Consider the following 20965-nt stretch of genomic DNA (forward strand, 5'->3'; position numbering starts at 1 on the left):
AAGAAATGGAATTTAAATCACTTGGTAATATCGAGACCTCATTCAGACAGATAAGACTCTACGCCTTTGTCTTTGCCATCGTCTGCGTGGCAGTAAGTGGTTATGCCCTCTATGCCTCGTACAACTTCGCTAAGGAGCAGAGGGAGAAAATCTATGTGCTTGACCAGGGAAAGTCACTCATGCTTGCCCTCAGTCAGGATGCAAGTCGTAATCGTCCCGTAGAGGCAAGGGAGCATGTACGTCGCTTCCATGAGCTGTTCTTCACCATTGCGCCTGACAAGGATGCCATTGAGAAGAATATGGAGCGTGCCTTCGTTCTGTGTGACAAGTCGGCTTTCAACTATTACAAGGACTTGGCAGAGAAGGGCTATTATAACCGCGCCATATCGGGTAATGTCAATCAGCGCATAGAGGTGGACTCTATCCACTGCAACTTTAATACTTACCCTTATGCGGTAACAACCTATGCACGAGAGTTTATCGTCCGTCAGAGTAACGTTACAGAGCGTAGTCTCATTACGACCTGCACGCTGCAGAACTCTGTCCGTTCGGACAATAACCCGCAAGGTTTTCTTATGGAGAACTTCCTTGTGAAGGAAAACAGGGATATACAGACTTATAAACGATAAGGCTATGGCAAGGAAAAGAAACTTTTTACTCTCACGTCACTATCTGCGCTTTCACCTATGGCTCCGCCATCGTTGTGAAAGGCTCACGATAAGGCAGAGAAAGGAAATCGTCTATGGGCTGAGCTTCATCTATCTGCTCTGCTCACTCTGGATGATAGCGCAGTTCTTCCTTCCTCCAAAGAAGGAAAAACTACCCATCCCCACGGGAAAGCTGACGGACAGTCCCATACGGACGGACAGCACCTTACAGGAGTTACACGGCAATTTTTACCTACAACATCATCAAACAATCAAGGAAAATGGATAATAAACAGAAAGAACAAATGAAGAAAGGCTTGGTCTTCGGAGGATTAGGACTGCTGTTTGCCCTCTCGATGTGGTTTATCTTCGCGCCTTCGGGCAAGGATAAGACTGCAGCGGAGCAGGGGCTCAATGACAGCATCCCGCAGGCAACGACAGAAAAGCTCACCGAAAACAAGCTCAAAGCCTATGAATTAGGCGACAAGGCACACGAGGAAGAACAGACCCGTGAGGAGATGGGCAGACTATCGGACTATTTCGCACAGAACACTGCTCCATCAGAGGCGCAGCGTGCAGAGACAGCTGCTTCTACGGCAAAGATAGAAAGCTCCATGCATCGTTATGAGGAGAACAATCGCCTCTTGAACTCCTTTTACGCTCCCGACCCACACGAGCAGGAGCGTGAAGCCCTGCGCTCGGAGATAGATAACCTTAGAAAGGAACTCTCTGCCAAAGACAGCAGGGAGGACAATGAAGAAAAACGGCAGCTTGCCTTGATGGAAAAGAGCTATCAGATGGCAGCGAAGTATCTTCCCAAGGCTTCTGCCGTTCCACCATCTTTGGGTAATGACTTTACCGAGGGTAAAGGGCAAACGGCAACGAACAAAGGTCAGAGTATGGGCAGTAATATAAGCGGAGGTTCGGCCGACTTGCCTGCAATGGAAATCTTGGCGGAACGCAAACAGGTAGTGTCCTCACTGGGGCAGCCGATGAGCGACGCTGACTTCATCAAGGAGTATGGCACGAAAGCACGCAACTTGGGCTTCCATTCGCTCGCAAGTGCGGCTGCACCCACGATGCGCAACACACTCAAAGTGGTGGTGGACAGGACAACGACGCTCAAAGAGGGCGACAATGTCGTGCTTCGTCTGCTTGAAACCGCCAAGGTACAGGGACTGCACATTCCACGGCAGAGCCGACTGATAGCTATCGCCAAGATAGAAGGTAACCGTATGCACCTGCTTGTCAAAAGCATTGAGGTGGACGGCCATATCATAGCCGTCAAGCTCTCGGCATACGACATGGACGGGCAGGAGGGTGTGTATATACCAGGTTCGGAGGACATCAATGCGCTTAAGGAAGTCGGGGCGAACATCGGTGGTTCAATGGGCACATCTTTTACCTTCGCTTCCTCTGCCAAGGACCAGATTATCTCCGAGGCTGCCCGTGGGGTGATGCAGGGTGCAAGTCAGCTGCTTCAGAAGAAACTTCGCACCATCAAGGTAACGCTCAAGGGTGGCTACCGCCTTTTCTTGGTTCAGTCCAAATAAAACAATCGAAAATGATAAGTAAAAAATAACATCAAATCAAAAGGAACAATGAAGAAAATTATTTTATCAATGGCTATGCTTGCCATGGTGGGAGCAACAGCCACAGCACAGGAAAACAATGATGGTCTGACACCAAGCCGTCCGCTTACTTCGGGAGAGCTCTTTCAAGGGATGAGCCGTGCCATACCAACGGGGCGTGTCGTACTGCCGTATGGTCTTGACGTTACCTTTGACAAGACCGTGCATCTTATCTTCCCTTCTGCCATTCGCTATGTAGACTTAGGTTCGCAGAACATCATCGCAGGGAAGGCGGAGGATGCAGAGAACGTACTACGTGTAAAGGCTTCGGTGAAGGATTTTGAGACGGAAACTAACATGAGTGTCATCTGTGAGGACGGCTCATTTTACGCTTTTAATGTAAAATATGCCGATGAACCGGAAAAGTTAAGTATCGAGATGAAAGACTTTCTCTCTACAACAGAAGGCAGGCTGCCAAGCAATCGCTCTGACATTTACTTCAAGGAACTCGGTAATGAGTCGCCCGTATTAGTAAAGCTGATGATGCAGACCATCTATCAGAATGACAGACGCAGCATTAAGCACATTGGTGCACAGCAGTTCGGTATGAAGTTTCTGCTTCGTGGCTTGTATGCCCATAACGGCTTGCTGTATTTCCACACTCGTATGGAAAACGGTACGAATATGCCATACTCGGTGGATTTTATCACATTCAAGGTGGTTGATAAGAAGATGGCAAAGCGCACCGCCATACAGGAACAGGTGTTGCAGCCACTTCGTGCCTATTATCAGGTGATGCAGGTGCGTAGCATGGGTAGTGAACACACTGTGTTTGCGCTCGAACAGTTCTCTCTTGCAGAAGACAAGCAGCTAGAAGTGACACTCTATGAGAGAAAAGGCGGTCGTACGCTGACTTTTTATGTGACGGCAGAAGACCTGCAATTGGCAAAGAAGATTGATAACCTCAAACTGAAATGGTAGACATTATGAAGAAGAAAATCATTTTATCGGTTTGCGTTGCGGTGGCTATGACTTTCAGTCTGCCATCTCAGGCACAGCGACTGATCCCCAAGCAAAGGGGCATAGAGGTCGTAGGGAGTGTTCCGCTTATCAAGGGAGAAAAGTTCCTTGCTGCTGACAATTTCGGCATGGGAGCATCACTCACCCGATATCTGGGTCGTGAGAACTATACCTTTGTTATGGCAGAGTATGAACAGCAGAATATGCCGTACAGAAGTTATAACGTAAAGCTCAAGGATGCTCTCTTACAGGTGGGCTATATGCACCCTGTTCTCTCCGACAATGGTAAGAACGTGTTTCTTTATGGTGGCATATCCGCTTTGGGTGGCTACGAGGAACTGAACGAGGATAAAAAACTGCTGCCCGATGGGGCAACACTGCTCGACCGTTCACGCTTTGTCTATGGCGGTGCCGTGCATGGCTCGGTGGAAGTGTTCCTGACGGACAGAATTCTCTTTCTTATAAAGGCGCAGGGACGTTTCCTCTTTGGAACGGACGTGCATCGTTTTCGTCCGGTTGTTTCAGCAGGACTAAGGTTAAACTTTTAAGTAGAAGAAAAGATGAAGAAGATATTGAATACGATTTGGGTAATGGGTGTGCTGACCCTTGCCGTGTTTTGCCTATCTGCTTGTGATAGGGATTTGGATGTTCAGCTGTCTTATCCTTTCACTGTCGAGACGATGCCCGTTCAGAAGGACATCGTCAAAGGACAAACGGCAGAAATCAGGTGTATGCTCAAATGGGAAGGCAACTTTGCCGACACGCGCTACACCATCAGATATTTCCAACCGGACGGGAAAGGCACGCTAAGAATGGACAATGGAGCAGTCTTCAAGCCCAACGACCGCTATCCGCTTACAAAAGATGTGTTCCGACTTTACTACACCTCCGCTTCCACAGACCGACAAACCATTGATGTGTATGTGGAGGACAACTTCGGACAGACCGTCAAGCTATCATTCAACTTCAACAACGAGAAGAATGAGGACACGCCCAAAGTGATAGTAAAAGTACCGATACGACAATGAATTTAGCCAAGACAATCATATTATTTTGTTTGCTTTTAATGTGTTTCCAACCATTGTCAGCTCAAAGTAGGCGGAGGCGGCTCGCTGATCTCCCGCCCTTTGAGCGGGCGGTGGTCTGCATCAAGTATTTTGAGGGAATGCACGACAAGAAGGATTACCCATATGTCGGATATGGGCATCGACTATTGCCCGGTGAACAATTTTCTTCCAATATGTCAGAATGGCAAGCGGACTCCCTACTTCGGGCAGACCTTTGGAAATGCTTTGAGATATTCAAGAAGTACGGAAAAGATGCTTTGCTACTTGCCGTGCTGTCATATAATGTTGGTGTAGGACGAATTTTAGGTTATGGAAAACATCCAAAAAGTCAGCTGCTACGAAAGATTGAAGCTGGAGATAGAAATATCTACAAAGAACTTCTGACCTTTTGCAAATACAGAGGTAAAGTCTTGAAAGTGCTAGTTAAGCGGAGACAAGTAGAATATTTCCTATTTTTCAATCTTTAAGATTGAAGTTGAAAAAGAAGGGAAAATGGACACTTTTTCATAAAAAAACTATACCTTTGCAAGAAAACCTCATGGAAAGAATATTACCCTATGAAATTAGTTACAAATGCTTAGAAAAATGGAGATTTGTTGAAAATGGATTTTTATGGAGTCTTCTTCTATGTCCTTTTTTAACAGTACTATTACAAAAACAAAATAATGAGTTTGTTGTAAGATGTATAAACATATTATCAATAATCAATTATATATCTATAATAGGATACGCACTGCTTTATATAATTGTAGAGATTTTAATGCAGCCAATGACTGCAAGCAGTAGAAGAAAAGGGTTTATTGATAATTCTTTAGGAACTAAGTTTTTAGATCAGCCAGTTACTAATTACTATGATAATGATTCCATTAAAGTTGGAACATATAAAATGTTAGTAAACTGTTTTGAAAATTGTTTTTTCACTTTTAGCCTAGTTAAGGCTACACTATCAAGAAAATTTTTTAAAAACGTAATAATCGCATTGATTCTTATTTTCTTTACATATTATGGAATCAAGAATTTAGATGTGACAATACCTATATTACAACTTTTTCTTTCATTCTTCTTTTTAATGGACTTAGCATATCATGTTAGCTTTTATTTTAAACTACGCTCACTATTTGAAAGATTTAAATCTATTTTTTCAAAAAAGTTATCCAAAAAGGAAACACTTCAGCAGGCATTCTATATGGTTCTTGAGTATGAATCAGCTTTAGCCTATAATAAATCATCAATCAGTAACTTAAAGTATAAGGAGATGAACGAAAAATTGACAAATGATTGGGCAGAAATAAAAAGAAATTACAACATATCATAATGAAATATACTGTAGAAAACGTCTTGCAAGGCCATCCTGATAAGATTTGTGATCAAATAAGCGATGCGTTATTAGATGAATGCCTTAAATTAAACAAATATGCTCACACTGCAATAGAATGCCTTGGTACTGGTCATAATGTTGTTGTAGGTGGAGAGATTGACGGAATTGAAGATTTAGAATTAGATGTAGTGAAAATTGTAAATGATCTGTATCACTCTATTGGATATGAAGAATTCCTTTCCGTTCAAAATTTATTAAGATGCCAATCAAGTCAACTTAAAATGGGCCTCATTAAAGATGGTGCTGGTGACCAAGGTATTATGTATGGATATGCCGTCAATAATAAATATAACTATTTACCTTATGGTGTATATTTATCAAGTTTAATAGCAAAAGAAATTGATAAGTATAGACTTAATTCCGACTATCTATTACCTGATGGAAAAATTCAAATAATAGTAAATGATAATAGGCTAGAAAAATTATCAGTTAATATTCAACATAAGGGTAAAGTCGATAAATGTTTTATGGAAAATGATATTGTGGACAATGTTTTGAGTAAATTTATTGACCCATCTGAAACAGAATTTAATATAAATCAAAACTCAAATTTTCTACAAGGTGGCTTTTTGAATGATACCGGACTAACTGGACGAAAAATCATAGTCGATACTTATGGAGGAATAGCTCCTCATGGCGGAGGAGCCTTTTCTGGCAAAGACCCAACTAAGATGGATCGAACAGCTGCATATATGGCACGTTTTGTTGCCAAAAACATTGTTGCTAACGGATTTGCAAATGAATGTACAATTTCAGTAGCGTACGCTTTTGGTGAAGAAAGGCCAATTATGTTGCAAGTTGTAACTGAGAAAAGAGATAATCATAAAATGCTGACTCAGCTAATAAATGAGAGATTTGACTTTAGACCAGAAGCTATAATAGAGCGTTTAGGATTAAGACAGTTTTCATTTTTACCTACATCTCGTTATGGTCACTTTTCAAATTCTGATTATCCATGGGAACAAGTCTATACATTATAGAAAACATCTATAATCCTGCGACTTTCTTTTGCTTCTTTTCTTTGGTCGCCTGCTCGTTCAAAGAAAAAGAAAAGAAGCCACGCAATTTTGAGGTTGCGTGGCTCATTATGTTAGGGCTTTTCAGTTGTTTCAATTATCCGCTCTTCGGGGTGGGTATTAAAAGCCCAATTGATTTGTTCATCGGGCAGTGTGCTGTGTATTCCTCTGCCCATCACCATTCCACAATCTTCAAGGATTTTCCGCTCGGCTTCTTCTCGGTCTGTGGCTGCTACCTCAAATACTCCTTCAAAAACGTATTGCGTGCGTACTCTATAAACTTTCCTTTCCATATTTTCAAAATTCAGCGATTAGTAATCTGTGTTCCATTGGCTCGCCATTCGATAGCCAACGGTGGGTTAGCCAAAAATGATGTGCACCGTAACCATAGACAAAAAACTTGTCAAGTTCCGTTTCTTGGGAGATTTGGAGGAGTGCGGTCTGCAACTCCTCCTTGTTCTCAGCTATGCTTATGGCATTGATTACTCTCACGATGATGTTGGGGATTTCGTCTGCCCAACTGCGAATAATGCCTTCTATCTGTACTTTCATATTGCTTTGTTTTATGGATTGTGTTATGCGGTTGCTCTCTGCGCTATCGTTCTCATATTCTTCTGCATCAAGGCGAGTATCTGCTCGTGGTACTCGGTGTTCTTGTTGCACACGCCACGACTTTGCACCACTTTCATAGTTTCCAATGATACCTCGATGGTCTCGATGCGCTCTCCGTCCTTTGTGGCAGAAAAGATAAGCGACTGCGGTTTGCTGTAATAGCGTGCATCATATACGCAATGGTGCATTGCTGTGCCTTCCTCCAAATGCTCCTGCACACTCTCCAAAACGTGGATGCGGATAATGCCGTCCGTAAACTCTATGCCAAAGAATTTTGCTTTGAGTTGCTTGTACTCTTGTTCGGCTTCCATTGCTTCCTTACGCTTCTTGATAATGTTCTCACGTTCTTTCATCGCTCTGCGCTTGGCTTGGTAATGGTCGTGTGCTGCTCTTAGGTCGGTGGGGCAAACGTACTTCGGACTGCGTATGTCCTTGTTGAGTGTCGCAAGCGTATCAACCATATCGCACCACAAATTGCCGTCCTCCACTTGGTAGCTGTTGCGCAAACAGATACGGATAGATGCCCAATACTTGTCAATCTTGGCATATCTGTCCCTAATGAAGTGGCGAAGTAGGGAGATTTGTCCAGACTTCAATAAGGTTTCCGCCTTGTTGTCCGTAAGAATGGAATGGAACAACTCAAAGGGGGTAAGGTCGTGGAACGCTCCCTTAAATCCGTTGCGCCTAATGTCTTTCATCACTCCATAACGTGGGTAAATGCCGTGTGGGAGTATGTCGTACAATAGTTTGTCGGGACGGATTTCCAACTTACTGCCAAACTGCCACGTATCATACCAACAACTCATCGGGCGAAGTCGTGCCAATACTGCGCTTTTGCCGTTGGGTGCCATCCAACGCTCAACCACCTCAGAACAAAATCGTCTTATCGGTTGCCCTTGCTTGCGGTACACCTCCATATAGAAGTAACGTATCACTTGGTAGCCTTTGAAGGTGGTAAGTACGCAATAGTATGCAATATCTCTAGATACCCTCTGACGTTCTGTATGTATGGTGAGTTTCGTTCCGCAATGGGGGCAAATGGTGGTCTTGCCTTTATGCCGTGTGTCCGTCCATTGGTGTCCACACTCCAAACAAGTGTGTTCGCCTTTCGTGTTGCGCTTGGCAATATGCTCAAAAAGGTGCGTATATGCCCACTGACTTTGCTTGTCGGTAATGGTGGGGAGTTGGATAGCCAACTCCGCCACTTGCTTCTGAAATTTATTTCTTGGTTTCATTTTCTGTCCTCCTTGTTTTACTCGTCACGGAATACATATCCACTCTCAAACCAATACCCCTCGTCAAAGAGTTCGTCCGCATATTTGTCATAATCGAAATATCGTTCTGCAAACTCGGATAGTTCGTGTTCCATACTTACTATTTCCCTTGCAAACTCTTCTTTGTTCACATATCTGCCTACAAAAGCGGAATTGAATTGTCTCATTAGGTAATAGACGGACTCGGTTAAATCCTTGCCGGTATTCTCTACCCATATCCAAAAGGCACTCACATTCATACCGTCCAAATTCTCCAACTCGTCCCTCAGTTCAAAGAAGTTGCTATCCAAATGCCCCTCGTCAATGAGTTCTTCGGGTATGTTCCCCCAATCTTGGAACATCAATTCGGGTTCTTCCTCGTCTTGGTGGAGTTCGTGGCATACTTCCATAAACTCGTCTTGGTCGTAACACTCTGAAAGGTCTATCCACTTACCTCTTAGTGAGCCTTCGTTGTACTTGGCGTAAGTGCCTACATAGATGCGTGCTTCGCTTAAATCGTATCGTTCCATAGTCTTTGCTTTTTAGAAGTCAAACAATGAAGGTTGTGCAACCTCTGCCGTTTCTCTCTTTTGTGGTCTTGCGTTACGGCTCTGTATCTTGGCAAGTTCCTCGCGTTGGTACTGCTTGATGGCTTCCTGCCGTGCTTCGGCTTTCTCCTCCTCCGTGAGTTCCACAATATGGTTTACTGCCACTCTGCAAGTGATAGCCTTACCCACCTCGATTTCGTCCTCGTCATAGTAGTGGACTGCCATTGAGTAGATTTCATCGTCCTCAAATCCATTGCAGCCACTCGCCTGCACTTGGTTCAAGATGTAGGTTACACACTCCTCGATGCTCTTGTTAGGCTTCATCAAGTTGGGAGCAAACAAAGGGTCTGTCGCTGCACGCTGATTGAGATACTCGGCTATTGCTCTCGTAAAATGTTCTGTTCCTTTCATATCGCTTAGTATTTAGGGATTTCTACAATTTGGTTTATCTGTCCGCAAAGGAAACTTCTTAGGCTGGTGCGGTCGGGTGCATAATACTCTGACCAATGTCCGTATTGATTGACCAAATACTTCTTCAATACGTCCATAAAGTCAAACCGATAACCCATTAGGGGAACGGCTGTGCGGAAATAGGTGTTGGTGTTCACCGCTTCGGCAAGCCAATTCTTTTCCTCACGGCTCATTCGCTCCCCACGATTGAGTTTCAAACGTAGGAGATACACCTTACTGCCACTCAGTCTGTCCAACGGCTCAACGTCCCACTGCACAAACTTAGTTGCCACCAAACGCTCACTTTCATCAACCACCGAACTTATGCGGTAATGAGAGGAGGAGCTATATCCTTTTTCTTTCATCGAAGATGTGATATTTACTTTTTGCTGTTCCATAATGACATTTTTTTTATGCGTCCAAAGATCGGAGTATGCTGATTCCTTTTTGTAGCAATAAGAAGGTAGGGGGCGCAGCCGGCACAAGGTTTTGCAGGAAAATACTACCCGAAATGAAATGTAGGTGTGGAGATTTTCCGTGCAAACCAAAGGCACAGACCTTGTGCAAGCCGTAGCCCCTTACTACCTTTGCGAATAAAAAGAAATCAGCACCGACTTATGGCACATCAAAGTGGAATAGATGGAATTTAGAAGCGAAAGTGCAACGCCGGTATGGAAAATGAAAAAGGTGGCTACCTCAATCGAGATAACCACCCATAAAGAAGAATGAATCGAAGAAGATCTTTCCTTGTGCCTTAGAGCACACAGAGCAGGATTGCCACGATGACGGCAAGCCAGAACAGCCAACGCAGGATTGTAAAGGTTACTTGCAGAATAACTCTGACAATGAAGCGTAGTATCAGGAAACCGAGAATAACTGAAACGGCGGTTACGACTTGCGGCGTAACGATCTTCGAAATGAGGTAAACTGCACCGATAACGATGGAAAGCAGAACGGTGAGTTCGATGAAGCGTGTCCAACCGAAGTGGCGGACTTGCTTGGGAGAAGTCGGCTGCTGTTTGATATTATCGGTTTTGTTCGATGCGTCTGCCTTGATGAAGGCGGGTGTGTGAACGTCTTGATTCATGATGATTGTATTCATAATCGGGACTTTTAATAGTTTCAAGAGCGATAACAAGATGCGCACACTACACAAAGACAAGTGTTTGCAAAACTCTTGACGTGTGGAGTGGAGCGTTTATCTTGGCTCTTGACACTACAAAAGCCCCCGATGGTGAAGTATCAAGTCATGTTCTCACCGCCTATCGTTGGTAGACCATTGACCTCGATGAGCAGCACGATGGTACCGGTCAGCTCGGTGTACAGTTTGTCGTATTCTGTATCTGCCGCAAAGTCGTCCGTAAGTTCGTACCTGGCAAATACCGCTTGAATAGCCTTGTTGTTCAGTAAAATTAGTGCTAACCTTTCGGGAAGCGGACTTGGCAGCTCCTTCTCAAACTCCTGCTCCAGCAGGGAAACAAGGGTATCATACTTTGAGAAATGCAGGTTGTGGTACAGCACCTCGCTTGCCATCGTCTCTGCTTCGGGGTAGGAGAAACCTTGCGCCACGGCATCGCAGTAAGCCGTCAGAGCCTCGTCTGCTCGAGCGGTTACAAACGCATTGTCATTCACTCTCTCTGGAAAATGCTCTCCGAGATATGCTTCTAACTTCAAACGGAAGTAAGAAAGCTCTTTCTTTGTTGTTGCCATAAGTCTTAATGATTTGTTATTATAATAGGTGTATCACTCTTTTTGGTATAACGTCGCTTGGTCGCCTTTGCAGGCGGAGCACTTGCGAAGTCGAACTTATCCAATTTCTTGGATACGGCAAGCATATCATTCTCAATCTTCTTGTTCGTTATGCGGGCATAAAGCTGAGTTGTAGTTATGCTTGTGTGTCCTAACATCTTGGACACTGATTCTACTGGAACACCCTTGGTGAGCATCATCGTGGCAAAGGTGTGCCGGGCCATGTGAAAGGTCAGGTTCTTGTTGATACCGCAAACATCGGCTATCTCTTTCAAATAAGAGTTCATACGCTGGTTGCTGAGAATGGGTATCAATCTACCATTCTTTGCTTTGCCCTCATACTTCTTGATAATCATCTTAGGAATATCGAGAAGAAGGATATGGCTTAACGTATCAGTTTTCTGACGTGCCGTTACGATCCACTGCTTGCCGTCCATCGTTATGATATTGTCAGGAGTAAGGTTGGCTACATCAACGTAAGCAAGTCCTGTAAAGCAAGAGAACAAGAAGATGTCGCGAACATTTACCAATCGCTGCGTTGCAAATTCCTTGTGCATGATGGTATCCACTTCTTCGTCTGTCAAAAAGCCACGATCAACTCTTTTGGTCTTGAAGTGGATATTGAGGAATGGGTCGTGATTAAACACTCCAGCCTTTCGACCAAATATGATAACCGTCTTGAAAGTCTTTAAGGTCTTGATGGCCGTGTTAAAGCTCTGTCCAACCACCGTCTTGAGATAGACATCGAAATCGTGAATGACAATCGGGGTTAGTTCAATAATATTGAGGTCTGTGCGTGCATACTTCTCTTGAATGAACTTGGCGAAGTGACGCTTGCAGATGTCAAACTTGCGATAATTGGCTTTGGTAACTCCACAGCCAATCTGTGCATACATATCATTATTATATTTGGTAAACAATGAAAGAACGGTCTCCATATCCTCACGTTTACCAAGATATTCCGATTTGATGCGTTCAAGGCTGAGTTCTTCTGAGAACTCCAATCGTTGGAATATCATCTGAAGGTCTGTGCTGATGCTCGTCAGTTGTGCGTTGGTAGCCAAAGCCTCCTTGGTTCGTCCCCGTACTTTACCCAGTGTGCTATCCCACATTTCGGGATCAACACTAACGCCTGTTGTGCCGAGTGCCATTCTTTCTCCATTAAGATGGATACGCATCATAACCGATGCTTTTCCTTCTTTGTTCAAATAATTGCTTCGCAGATAGAAGCTTGTTCTGAAAATACTCTTCATACTTACAAGTTTTTAGTGCAGAAGTAAATCGTGCTTTCGACCCGTTTAAGGGTGAGTTACGCGTTATTTTTACAGCTGCAAAGTTCGACATAATTCTTTGAATAACAATGAAGTATGCGGTATCTGTGTGTACTCTGTACGGTATCAGTGGCTACAATTTTACAAAGTCGATTTTTTCTGTAGCCATATTGTAGCCAGTTGGGAGTATTTTGAGCGTTTCGGCGGTATCTGTATGTACTCCCAAGCAGGGAAGTATATAAACGAATAATCGCCGTAACTCGTTGAAGTTACGGCGATTATCTGATTTAATCATTTTTTGTTTTTCTCTTGTTCAGAGTACGTAAAGTGGAGCTGGTGGGAGTCGAACCCACGTCCGCACAAGGAAACCATACGCTTTCTACACGTTTATTCCAGCCTTCGGTTTTCGTATGCCGGCAAGACCTGGACCACCAACCGGCATCTTATCCTCTAAGTCTTCATCTGTGCAGCGAGGCGTACACAGACTATTTCCGATTGTCCTGCATCGCTTGACCTCCGGATTCGGAACAACATCCTCGGAGCGATGTCTCGTCCAGCTATCTGATAGCCGGATAAAGCCAGTAACCTACTGTACTTCGGTTAGGCAGCGAGAGCGTAATTGTTTTCGCCAATTAATTTGTTGATAGCTGATATTTAGGAGCAAACTAACGACGCTCCGCGTGCTTACGTACCATTTCGTCTTGCCGTCAAATCCAAACAAGCCCATAATGATATTGAGGAAACTTGAGAGGCGAAAATGCCCATTGTTCCTTGCCGATTCAGATAGAACTGGTCTGCAAATTTAACAAGACTTTATGGAACTGCCAAACTTTTTTGTGCTTTTTCGCTTGCATTATGGTGTTAATTGCTCTTTCCGTGCCAGCCAACCAGGCGGGAATAAAAAACCATGGAAAAACTTGCAGAAGTCATAAATCATGCTTATATTTGCGAACATTACGAAAATCAACAATCAAATCACTATGATCAAGAACTATGTAGAAGAGAACAAAGACAGGATGCTCGAGGAGCTGTTCAGTCTGATACGCATACCCAGCGTAAGTGCGCAACCGGCTCATAAGGAGGACATGGTGCGCTGTGCCGAACGGTGGAAGGAACTGCTGCTTGAGGCAGGTGTCGATAAGGCAGAGGTGATGCCGTCAGAGGGTAATCCGATGGTTTATGCCGAGCGGATGGTCGATCCGAAGGCAAAGACGGTATTGGTTTACGGGCATTATGACGTGATGCCGGCCGAGCCTTTCGAGCTGTGGAAGACTGAACCTTTCGAGCCTGTCGTGAAAGACGGCCATATCTGGGCACGCGGTGCCGATGATGACAAGGGGCAGTCGTTCATGCAGGCGAAGGCTTTCGAGTATGTCAACAAGCACAACCTGCTGAAGCATAATGTGAAGTTTATCTTTGAAGGTGAGGAGGAAATCGGCTCCGGAAGTCTCGGCCCGTTCATCGAAGCACACAGGGAACTGCTGAAGTGTGACGTGATACTCGTGTCCGACACGGGTATTATCAGTCCTGATGTCCCCTCCATCACAACGGGGCTGCGGGGTCTGTCCTATTGGCAGATTGAGGTGACAGGGCCCGACCATGACCTCCATTCCGGGACGTTCGGAGGGGCTGTTGCCAATCCGATCAATGTCCTCTGCAAGCTGCTTGCCGATGTGACGGGACCTGACGGGAAGATCCGTATTCCTGGTTTCTACGATGATGTGGAGGAGGCTTCCGATGAGGAACGCAAGCTCGTTGCATCGATTCCTTTCGATGAAGAAGCGTACAAGGAGTCTATCGGTGTAAAGGCCCTCTTTGGTGAGAAAGGTTACAGTACGATAGAACGTACAGGCTATCGTCCGTCATTCGATGTCTGCGGTATTTGGGGCGGTTACACTGGTGACGGTGCCAAGACCGTCATTCCATCAAAGGCATATGCCAAGATTTCGTCCCGTCTTGTCCCACATCAGGACCACAACAAGATCAGTCAACTGGTAATCGACTACTTCAACTGTGTCGCTCCCGACACCGTTACCGTGAAAGTGGAGAAACACCATGGCGGTTACGGCTACGTCTGTCCGATCGACTTCCCGGCCTACAAGGCTGCGGAGCGTGGCTTTGAGGCTGTCTTCGGCAAACGTCCGTTACCAGTCCGTATCGGTGGAAGCATCCCCATCATCTCTACCTTTGAGAAGATGCTCGGTGCGAAGAGTGTTCTTATGGGTTTTGGTCTGGAGTCGAATGCCATCCACTCGCCGAACGAGAATATGCCAGTTGACCTCTGGCTGAAAGGCATCGAGACCCTTATCAATTTTCACCTCGAGTACGATAAGGAAGCGTAAGTGTAGTTTTGCCGTCTTGCCTGCTGTTCCATGGGGACGGCCCACAAGGTCCCTCAAGAAAAAGTCAGCGAAGAAAAGTCTCTCTTCAGATGTGGAATTGAAAGAGGGAATATGTATGCAAAAAGCCAGTGATTGGTAAGCACGAGGAATAGATGCTCTCGTTTGTCCGACAGACAATCTGTATCGTGGACAGACGAGGGCGTTTCCTTTACCAGATTGTATGTTTTTTGCATCGGCTGATGTCAAGGCAGTTGCATCGTCAGACAGTGTATTGAGCCATGCTGCCTTATGATTGTACGGCTGTCGATACCGATAATCTCCCGGCCGGGGAACGCCTCCTGTATGGTTTCTAATGCAGCCTTGTCCTTTTCGGGCTGATGGTATGTGGGTACGAGTACGGCCCCGTTGATGACAAGGAAGTTGGCGTATGTCGCCGGCAGACGCTCGCCGTCATCGTAGACAGCATCCGTCATCGGCAGCCGGAGCAGCCGGTAAGGATTTCCGTCAAGTGTGCGGAGTCGTTTCAACTGCTCCTCCAAGAGGTGGAAATCCTCGTAGTGCTCATCCTCCTTGTCGTCACACCCTATATATAATAAGGTTTCATCCGGAGCAATCCGCACGATGGTATCAATATGTCCGTCGGTGTCATCGCCTGCCAGCTGACCGTGGTCCAGCCAGACGACATGTTCCACATTCGGGAAGAGCAGGCGCAGCCGTCTGTCAATATCCTCTTTTGTGAGTGGCTGATTGCGGTGTGCAGCTGTCAGGCAGCCGGTTGTCGTAAAGAGCGTATGGTCTCCGTCGCTTTCTATCGAACCGCCCTCCAGCACAAAGTCCTTGTGATTTTCCAGTGTACCGTGGAAGAGTCCTGCTTCATAAACCTGCCGGTTGATACCGTTGTCCTTCTCGGCTGCAAACTTCCCGCCCCATCCGTTGAAACAGAAGTCGAGCAGGTGGATGGGCTGGAAGCTGCCCTTGGGCTGCGCATCCGATACGAGGGAGATGGGAGCAACGTCTCGTGCCCACGTGTCATTGCTGTCACAGGCGAAGAGGGTTACCCGCCTCATCTGTCTCTCTGTCAGTCTTTCTGCCAGTAAGGTGCGCACCTGTTCTGTGTTTCGTGTCGTGATGAGCAAGGCCTCATGGCGTGTAATGGCATCCGCCATCTGGAGATAAACCTCGGTAATCTCTTTCAGGTAAGGCCGCCAGTCGGTGTCTTCGTGCGGCCATATCAGCATGACGCTGCTTTGCGGTTCCCATTCTGCAGGCAGCCTGAAACCGTGATGTCTGTTTGTGTTCATGGTGCAAAGGTAAGAAAAGAAAACGTGATACGTATCTTCCAGCCTCCATTTTGTTATTGTAGTCTTATATGTAGAATCTGGTTCTTTGGGAGGTGGACGATATGATCAAGCAGACAGTGCGGCTTGATGTAAGTCAACCAGGAGAGTTGATGTAAGTCAATTCTGTCGTTTGATATGTGTCAACAGCTTTGACGGAAGTCAACTTTTGCCCAAAAATCAAGGTAAAAAAGCAGTTTTCTTTGTGCAGAGCCGGGAAGTACACTAACTTTGCAAACACAAAACAAAAGAACCGGCACCTCATCAGGATAACAAGAGGTGGCCACTGAAAGGGCTTCAGTCTCAATAGGCAGACACAAGTAAAAAGATTGTTTAACAAGAAAAGAAAGGAAAACGTTATGAAAGAGAGAATCAAGAAAGCAAGCGTTATGCGTAAGCTGTTCAACTATCTGACAAACGTCATCAGTGAGTACAATATGGGTCGTGCAACTTGTCTGGCATAAGCCGGCAGCACGCTCATTCCTTACGCTAAGAGTTTAGAAAGAAAGTAAAGTTTGAGAGAATATAAAGAGAAATCGGATCGGAGTCCCTGTGGATTCCGGTCCGATTTTCGTTTGCGGAGGGCTTACTTGTTGCCGGCTGCATCGTAATCGGCAATCAGCTGCCGCAGCCCTTCCAGTGTCCGGGTGTCATATTTGGAGGCATCCATATCTGGACGGTTCAGATATTCTGCTGTCAGTTTTGTCCTTGTCTTTGCGCTCCGTGTGCCCAACAAAGCTTTGTCGCCAAGATAGATAGCTTCCTTTCTGTCCTTCAGCTTCAGATAAAGCTCGTCTTTATCCAATGGATGTTCCAGGATGTAGTTGCCCTTTCCGTCGGTAAAGCGTACCTCAAAGAACTGTGGGTGGCGTGTCCCGATATTGATGGAACCACTGCCGCCGGCATTCGTCAGCACACCGTCTTTCGATCCTTTTACGCCGATGTAGGTCTTGCCGCCTGCATAGACGGTTACGTTGTCGGCAGCCTTGAACTTCTGTTCGGTCTTGCCGTTCGCATCGTTGTGCGTCAGTGTTACGGCTGATCCCATTGCCGGAGCGTCAAGGTCGAGGATGCCACTGGTCCCTTTGCCCATCTTCTTTTCAATGGATTCATAGACGATGGTGATGCTGCCCTCATGTGTCGTACCGTCGGCAAGTACCACCTTGCCAGGCACATTATAGATGTTCACGGAAGCCTCCCTGGCCTCTTTCACCAGCTGTCGTTCTTCGTCGGCAGCCTGCTGTTCTTCTGCTTTTGCCTTGTTGGCCAGTCGCAGCTTGATGTTCTCCGTCATGTCTCCCAGTGCATAGCCGTTGGCAAGCAGTTTGGATACCATGCGGCGTACCATCTCGTTCTCGGAGAGCTGGGGTGCCGTCTTGTATTGCAGGAAGGGAAGTTTCCTGTCATCACAGGTCGTTATATTGCTGAAGTTCTCGCTGCTGCTCCACGATTCGAGCTTGATCTCGGCTATCTGATTACCCACACGGTCCTTGATATAATAGTTTCTTTTCCCTAATGAAGGGTTATTGACAAGCACCTTTCCCACCATCTCTTTGTTGATGATGATGTCGCCGTTGTCGTTGATGGAGAAAGGATGCTGTGCGGTGAAGTCCTCATCAGCTTTCTCCATCTTTTTGACTACGGTATAGATGCTGTCCCATTTTGCAGAGAACGGACGTGAGCCTTGCCCGAAGAGGTCGGCAATGGCGGATTGGTTGATGCCGCTGCCGGCGATGAGCTGGGGCTTGCTGTCTAACAGCTTGTAGACAAAGTACTTTGTGTTGGACAGAACAATCCTGTCTTTCGGGTTCTGCAGTTCAAAGACTGCGCCTTCGGGCGATGTGAACTGGAGCCAGTCTTCCGGTGTGCTGACGCCTTGTTTTGTCCTGTTCGTAATGAAGAATGTGAACACCTTTTTCCCATCAGGCGTAGACAGGTCGCAGACTCTTTTCTCTTCTTTTACAAGTGCTACTGGTGTTCCGTCAAGTAATACCTCTCCTTTCTTGATTTTCAGATCCTGGGCGTGTGCGGAAAGCACCATGAAGCTGGCGATGAGGCCTAATACTGTTTTTCTCATTTTACTTGTTTGATTTTGATGTTGTTGAATTTGTCCGTAGAGATATGGATTTTATGTCTGATGTCCGTGTTTCCGGTGAATGGAGTCCCCGGTGTCTGCCAGGTCTGTCTTGAGGGAGGCTCCTACAGTCGTTCCGCCTCCTTCACCCGGTTCTTGTCTGTTTCAAACTTTCTGCTTCCGAAGTTATAGTGTACACGGAAGAGTACCTGTCGGCTTTCGCTGTGCCCCCAGATGTCCAACTGCAATGCTCCCTTGCGTCCGTAACTGTCCCAACGTTCCGTGTGGAAGAGGTCGGTAACCATCAAGGACAGTGAGAGGCGGTCACGGAGCAGCCGTCTGCTCAGTCCGATGTCTATGCTTCCGCTTGGCTTGAGCACCTCATAACTCCTGCCTTGACGCTTGCTTACATATTTAGCAGACAGCTCCATACGTATCTTTGCAGGCAGTTGTATGTCGTTTGAAAGGGTAAGATTGCACGATGGACGACGATAATCTTCTCTGTAGGTTTCGTAGTCAAGGTGGTTGACAAAGTAGCAGGCACCGATGTTTGTACTGATGTCCCACCATGATGCGAGGCGTCTGTTATAGATAAGGTCAAGTGCCAGCTGCTTCTGCCTGCCGATGTTTTTGGTCGTCATGACAATGCTGTTCTTCTTGTAAGCATCGGGAAGTTGTGTGAAATAGTCGTTCAGCTGGTTGTAGGAGAGGGTAAGGCTAAGGTTGTTCTTGGTATAGCCTAATGAAATCTTATGGCCTATCTGCGGCTGGATAAACGGATTTCCTTTCCAGTAGGTCAGCTCGTCCAGCAGATATTCAAAGGGGTTGAGGTCTTCATATCGCGGCTTGTCCTGTCGTTTGCTGTAGGCGAGTGTGAGCTTTGAACTGTTGTTGAGGTCGTAACTGACGGAGAGGTTGGGAAAGAACCTTGTGTGACAGTTCTTGTTCTCTTCCATCACTGTTCCGTCCTGATAGGATTTCAATGTCCCTACAGTCTGCATATATTCAACCCGCAAGCCTGCAGAAGCCTGCAAACGCTTCCACTGCCGAGCATATTGCAGGTAGCCTTCAAGGTTTTCCTCTTGATAGGTAAACCTGTTTGACCTTGTGAGGTCAAGCACACCTTTTGCATAGAAGCCGAACCGGTTACGGCTTTCCACCTTGGCAGCCTTGACACCTGCCATCAGTTCTCCGCCACGGTTGTTCTTCAATCTGTAGTCTATTGTTGACGACAGGATGTTGATAGTTTTCTTGTTTTCAGCCGGGTAGTTGTCTTCCCGCAGCAGCTTTCCGTCAGATGAGTAGAACGCATTGGGCTGCTGGTTCCTGCTCAATCCGTCAACGTGAATCCAGTCGGCATTTGCAGCGATGCTTTGCTGTTCTGTGATGGCAAACTGATAGCCTATGCCCGTCGTATATTTTGTATTCTCCTGTTTGGTATAGTCGTTTCTTGCCTTCAATATTTCATGGAGCGTTTCCCTACCTTTATATATCCATGTAGTGGTTGCCGTAACTCCCGGACCCGTCAGAGCGTCAATAGATGCGTTCAGCGTCAGCTTGTGTCGTTTGCTGGGCTGGAAGACAAAAGCCAGTCCGCCAGCGTAGGTGTTACGCTTGTCGGTATCGTCGGTCTCCGAGAAGTTGCGGTCGCCGTCCTGTATCCTGTCAGTGCCATACTCCATGTCATAGTGCCCGATGTTGTGGCTGTAATTGATGCCCAGCTGCCATGTCCGACTGTTGTAAGCCATGCTGAAATCAGAACTCTGGCGCAGGTGGTTCCAGAAGGCGACACCATGAGAGGTGGCGATATAGAGTCCTCGTTCGTTGTTGTTCTTCAGTGTGATGTCGATAATACCGCCTGCTCCTTCCGAGTCGTAACTGGCATCGGGATGGGTGGAGGTGGTTATGCTGGCGATATTGGAAGACGGGATAGCACGCAGATAGGCAGTAAGAGCTTCACCTTGCAGCCGTATGCGCTTTCCGTTCACATAGACAGTAGCACTGCCGAGGGCAGAAAGCGACAGATTCCCTTTGCTGTCAAGTCTCACACTGGGTGTATGGCGCAGAACATCTAAGGAATTGCCAAGGTTGGCAAGATAAGACTGGGCTACGGAAATGCTTATCTTTCCGCTTTCCATCTTTATCAACGGGTGTCGTTTGCGGGCTGTAACAACAACGTTCTCCAGCTCTGTTCCGTCAGGGCGCAGGTAGATGTTATAAGTGTCGTTGTTGTCGGGAATGGAGAAGAGAACCGTGGTGTCACGGCATCCGATGGCTCCGCAATACAGCTGGTAACTGCCGTCCGTGAGCTGGTAGCTTAGTTTTCCGTCTGCTTCCGTCAGTCCATTGGCAACGACTTTGCCTGTTTTCTGGTCGGTAATGATAAGCGTTGCAGCGTCAACAGGCTCTTTTGTCTGCTGCTGGATGTGAAAAGTAACATTCTGTTGAGCCATGGCATGCGACGTATGAAGTAGCAGCAGGCCCATGATCAACAGAGAAAATGAAGCGGAACATTTGGTCTGTAGATTTGTCATCGATATAAGTTCAGTTTCGGTTTGTATTAATTTGGTTTTTATCTGATAGGTTTGTATCGTCTGCAAATTTACGAAATAAATCCGGATTATATGTGT

Annotated in this window: 22 protein-coding genes and 1 other RNA gene; 10 read left to right on the forward strand and 13 right to left on the reverse strand. The window is 46.1% G+C overall.

Annotation, left to right across the window (positions count from 1 at the left end):
* Positions 1-5: 5 nt before the first annotated feature.
* The 9 genes from traK (at position 6) to metK (ending at position 6663) form a co-directional block, all read left to right on the forward strand.
* Positions 6-629 carry a conjugative transposon protein TraK gene (gene traK, locus DYH27_RS02525; RefSeq protein ID WP_025068476.1) on the forward strand — a complete coding sequence of 208 codons (624 nt, stop codon included), beginning with the start codon at positions 6-8 and terminating at the stop codon, positions 627-629.
* Positions 630-633: 4 nt separating this feature from the next.
* Positions 634-936 (forward strand): hypothetical protein, encoded by a 303-nt coding sequence (locus DYH27_RS02530; protein ID WP_004353772.1) that lies wholly within the window; start codon positions 634-636, stop codon positions 934-936.
* Positions 929-2200 carry a conjugative transposon protein TraM gene (traM, locus tag DYH27_RS02535; protein WP_025068475.1) on the forward strand — a complete coding sequence of 424 codons (1272 nt, stop codon included), beginning with the start codon at positions 929-931 and terminating at the stop codon, positions 2198-2200. Before DYH27_RS02530 ends, traM begins: the two co-directional genes overlap by 8 nt.
* A 48-nt stretch (positions 2201-2248) precedes the next feature.
* A complete protein-coding gene (gene traN / locus DYH27_RS02540; protein ID WP_029216444.1) occupies positions 2249-3199 on the forward strand; it encodes a conjugative transposon protein TraN in 951 nt (316 codons plus the stop codon).
* A complete protein-coding gene (locus tag DYH27_RS02545; protein ID WP_025067685.1) occupies positions 3193-3786 on the forward strand; it encodes a conjugal transfer protein TraO in 594 nt (197 codons plus the stop codon). The genes traN and DYH27_RS02545 overlap by 7 nt, the downstream gene beginning before the upstream one ends.
* Before the next feature lie 12 nt (positions 3787-3798).
* Entirely contained in the window at positions 3799-4266 is a 468-nt protein-coding gene (locus tag DYH27_RS02550) for a DUF3872 domain-containing protein (RefSeq protein WP_025066642.1), read from the forward strand.
* Positions 4263-4772, forward strand: a complete 510-nt coding sequence (locus tag DYH27_RS02555) for a glycoside hydrolase family protein (RefSeq protein ID WP_025066641.1) — start codon at positions 4263-4265, stop codon at positions 4770-4772. Before DYH27_RS02550 ends, DYH27_RS02555 begins: the two co-directional genes overlap by 4 nt.
* A 71-nt stretch (positions 4773-4843) precedes the next feature.
* Positions 4844-5620 (forward strand): hypothetical protein, encoded by a 777-nt coding sequence (locus DYH27_RS02560; RefSeq protein ID WP_004380960.1) that lies wholly within the window; start codon positions 4844-4846, stop codon positions 5618-5620.
* Positions 5620-6663: a methionine adenosyltransferase gene (gene metK, locus DYH27_RS02565; RefSeq protein ID WP_004380961.1), complete on the forward strand. Its 1044-nt coding sequence runs from the start codon at positions 5620-5622 to the stop codon at positions 6661-6663. The genes DYH27_RS02560 and metK overlap by 1 nt, the downstream gene beginning before the upstream one ends.
* 110 nt (positions 6664-6773) lie before the next feature.
* Here the strand turns inward: metK and DYH27_RS02570 are convergent, their stop codons facing one another.
* The 10 genes from DYH27_RS02570 to ssrA all read right to left on the reverse strand — a co-directional run bounded on the left by DYH27_RS02570 (position 6774) and on the right by ssrA (position 13307).
* Complete coding sequence (locus tag DYH27_RS02570; protein WP_025066640.1) at positions 6774-6992, reverse strand: hypothetical protein; 219 nt, start codon at positions 6990-6992, stop codon at positions 6774-6776.
* A gap of 4 nt (positions 6993-6996) precedes the next feature.
* A complete protein-coding gene (locus tag DYH27_RS02575) occupies positions 6997-7251 on the reverse strand; it encodes a hypothetical protein (protein ID WP_025066639.1) in 255 nt (84 codons plus the stop codon).
* 23 nt (positions 7252-7274) lie between these two features.
* Positions 7275-8546, reverse strand: a complete 1272-nt coding sequence (locus DYH27_RS02580; protein ID WP_025066638.1) for a PcfJ domain-containing protein — start codon at positions 8544-8546, stop codon at positions 7275-7277.
* A 17-nt stretch (positions 8547-8563) separates the two neighbouring features.
* Complete coding sequence (locus tag DYH27_RS02585) at positions 8564-9094, reverse strand: antirestriction protein ArdA (RefSeq protein WP_025066637.1); 531 nt, start codon at positions 9092-9094, stop codon at positions 8564-8566.
* 12 nt (positions 9095-9106) lie between these two features.
* Positions 9107-9523, reverse strand: a complete 417-nt coding sequence (locus DYH27_RS02590) for a PcfK-like family protein (RefSeq protein ID WP_025067684.1) — start codon at positions 9521-9523, stop codon at positions 9107-9109.
* Positions 9524-9528: 5 nt separating this feature from the next.
* Positions 9529-9960, reverse strand: a complete 432-nt coding sequence (locus DYH27_RS02595) for a hypothetical protein (protein ID WP_004374602.1) — start codon at positions 9958-9960, stop codon at positions 9529-9531.
* A gap of 356 nt (positions 9961-10316) precedes the next feature.
* A complete protein-coding gene (locus tag DYH27_RS02600) occupies positions 10317-10664 on the reverse strand; it encodes a hypothetical protein (RefSeq protein WP_025067683.1) in 348 nt (115 codons plus the stop codon).
* A 140-nt stretch (positions 10665-10804) separates the two neighbouring features.
* A complete protein-coding gene (locus DYH27_RS02605; RefSeq protein WP_025067682.1) occupies positions 10805-11272 on the reverse strand; it encodes a DUF1896 domain-containing protein in 468 nt (155 codons plus the stop codon).
* 5 nt (positions 11273-11277) lie between these two features.
* The gene (locus tag DYH27_RS02610) at positions 11278-12564 is read right to left on the reverse strand and encodes a site-specific integrase (RefSeq protein ID WP_018911100.1); all 1287 of its coding nucleotides are present in this window, start codon (positions 12562-12564) and stop codon (positions 11278-11280) included.
* Positions 12565-12907: 343 nt separating this feature from the next.
* Positions 12908-13307: a transfer-messenger RNA gene (gene ssrA / locus DYH27_RS02615) on the reverse strand.
* A 255-nt stretch (positions 13308-13562) separates the two neighbouring features.
* On the opposite strand from ssrA, the gene DYH27_RS02620 reads away from it, so the two are divergent.
* Entirely contained in the window at positions 13563-14924 is a 1362-nt protein-coding gene (locus tag DYH27_RS02620) for a dipeptidase (RefSeq protein ID WP_025067681.1), read from the forward strand.
* Positions 14925-15166: 242 nt separating this feature from the next.
* Here DYH27_RS02620 and DYH27_RS02625 read toward each other — a convergent pair whose 3' ends face one another.
* The 3 genes from DYH27_RS02625 to DYH27_RS02635 form a co-directional block, all read right to left on the reverse strand.
* Entirely contained in the window at positions 15167-16225 is a 1059-nt protein-coding gene (locus DYH27_RS02625) for an agmatine deiminase family protein (protein WP_025067680.1), read from the reverse strand.
* Positions 16226-16847: 622 nt separating this feature from the next.
* Positions 16848-18338 (reverse strand): hypothetical protein, encoded by a 1491-nt coding sequence (locus DYH27_RS02630; protein ID WP_025067679.1) that lies wholly within the window; start codon positions 18336-18338, stop codon positions 16848-16850.
* A 122-nt stretch (positions 18339-18460) separates the two neighbouring features.
* Positions 18461-20788 carry an outer membrane beta-barrel protein gene (locus DYH27_RS02635; RefSeq protein WP_244595139.1) on the reverse strand — a complete coding sequence of 776 codons (2328 nt, stop codon included), beginning with the start codon at positions 20786-20788 and terminating at the stop codon, positions 18461-18463.
* Positions 20789-20965: the final 177 nt, after the last annotated feature.

This window comes from Prevotella denticola (assembly GCF_900454835.1).
Taxonomy (GTDB): domain Bacteria; phylum Bacteroidota; class Bacteroidia; order Bacteroidales; family Bacteroidaceae; genus Prevotella; species Prevotella denticola.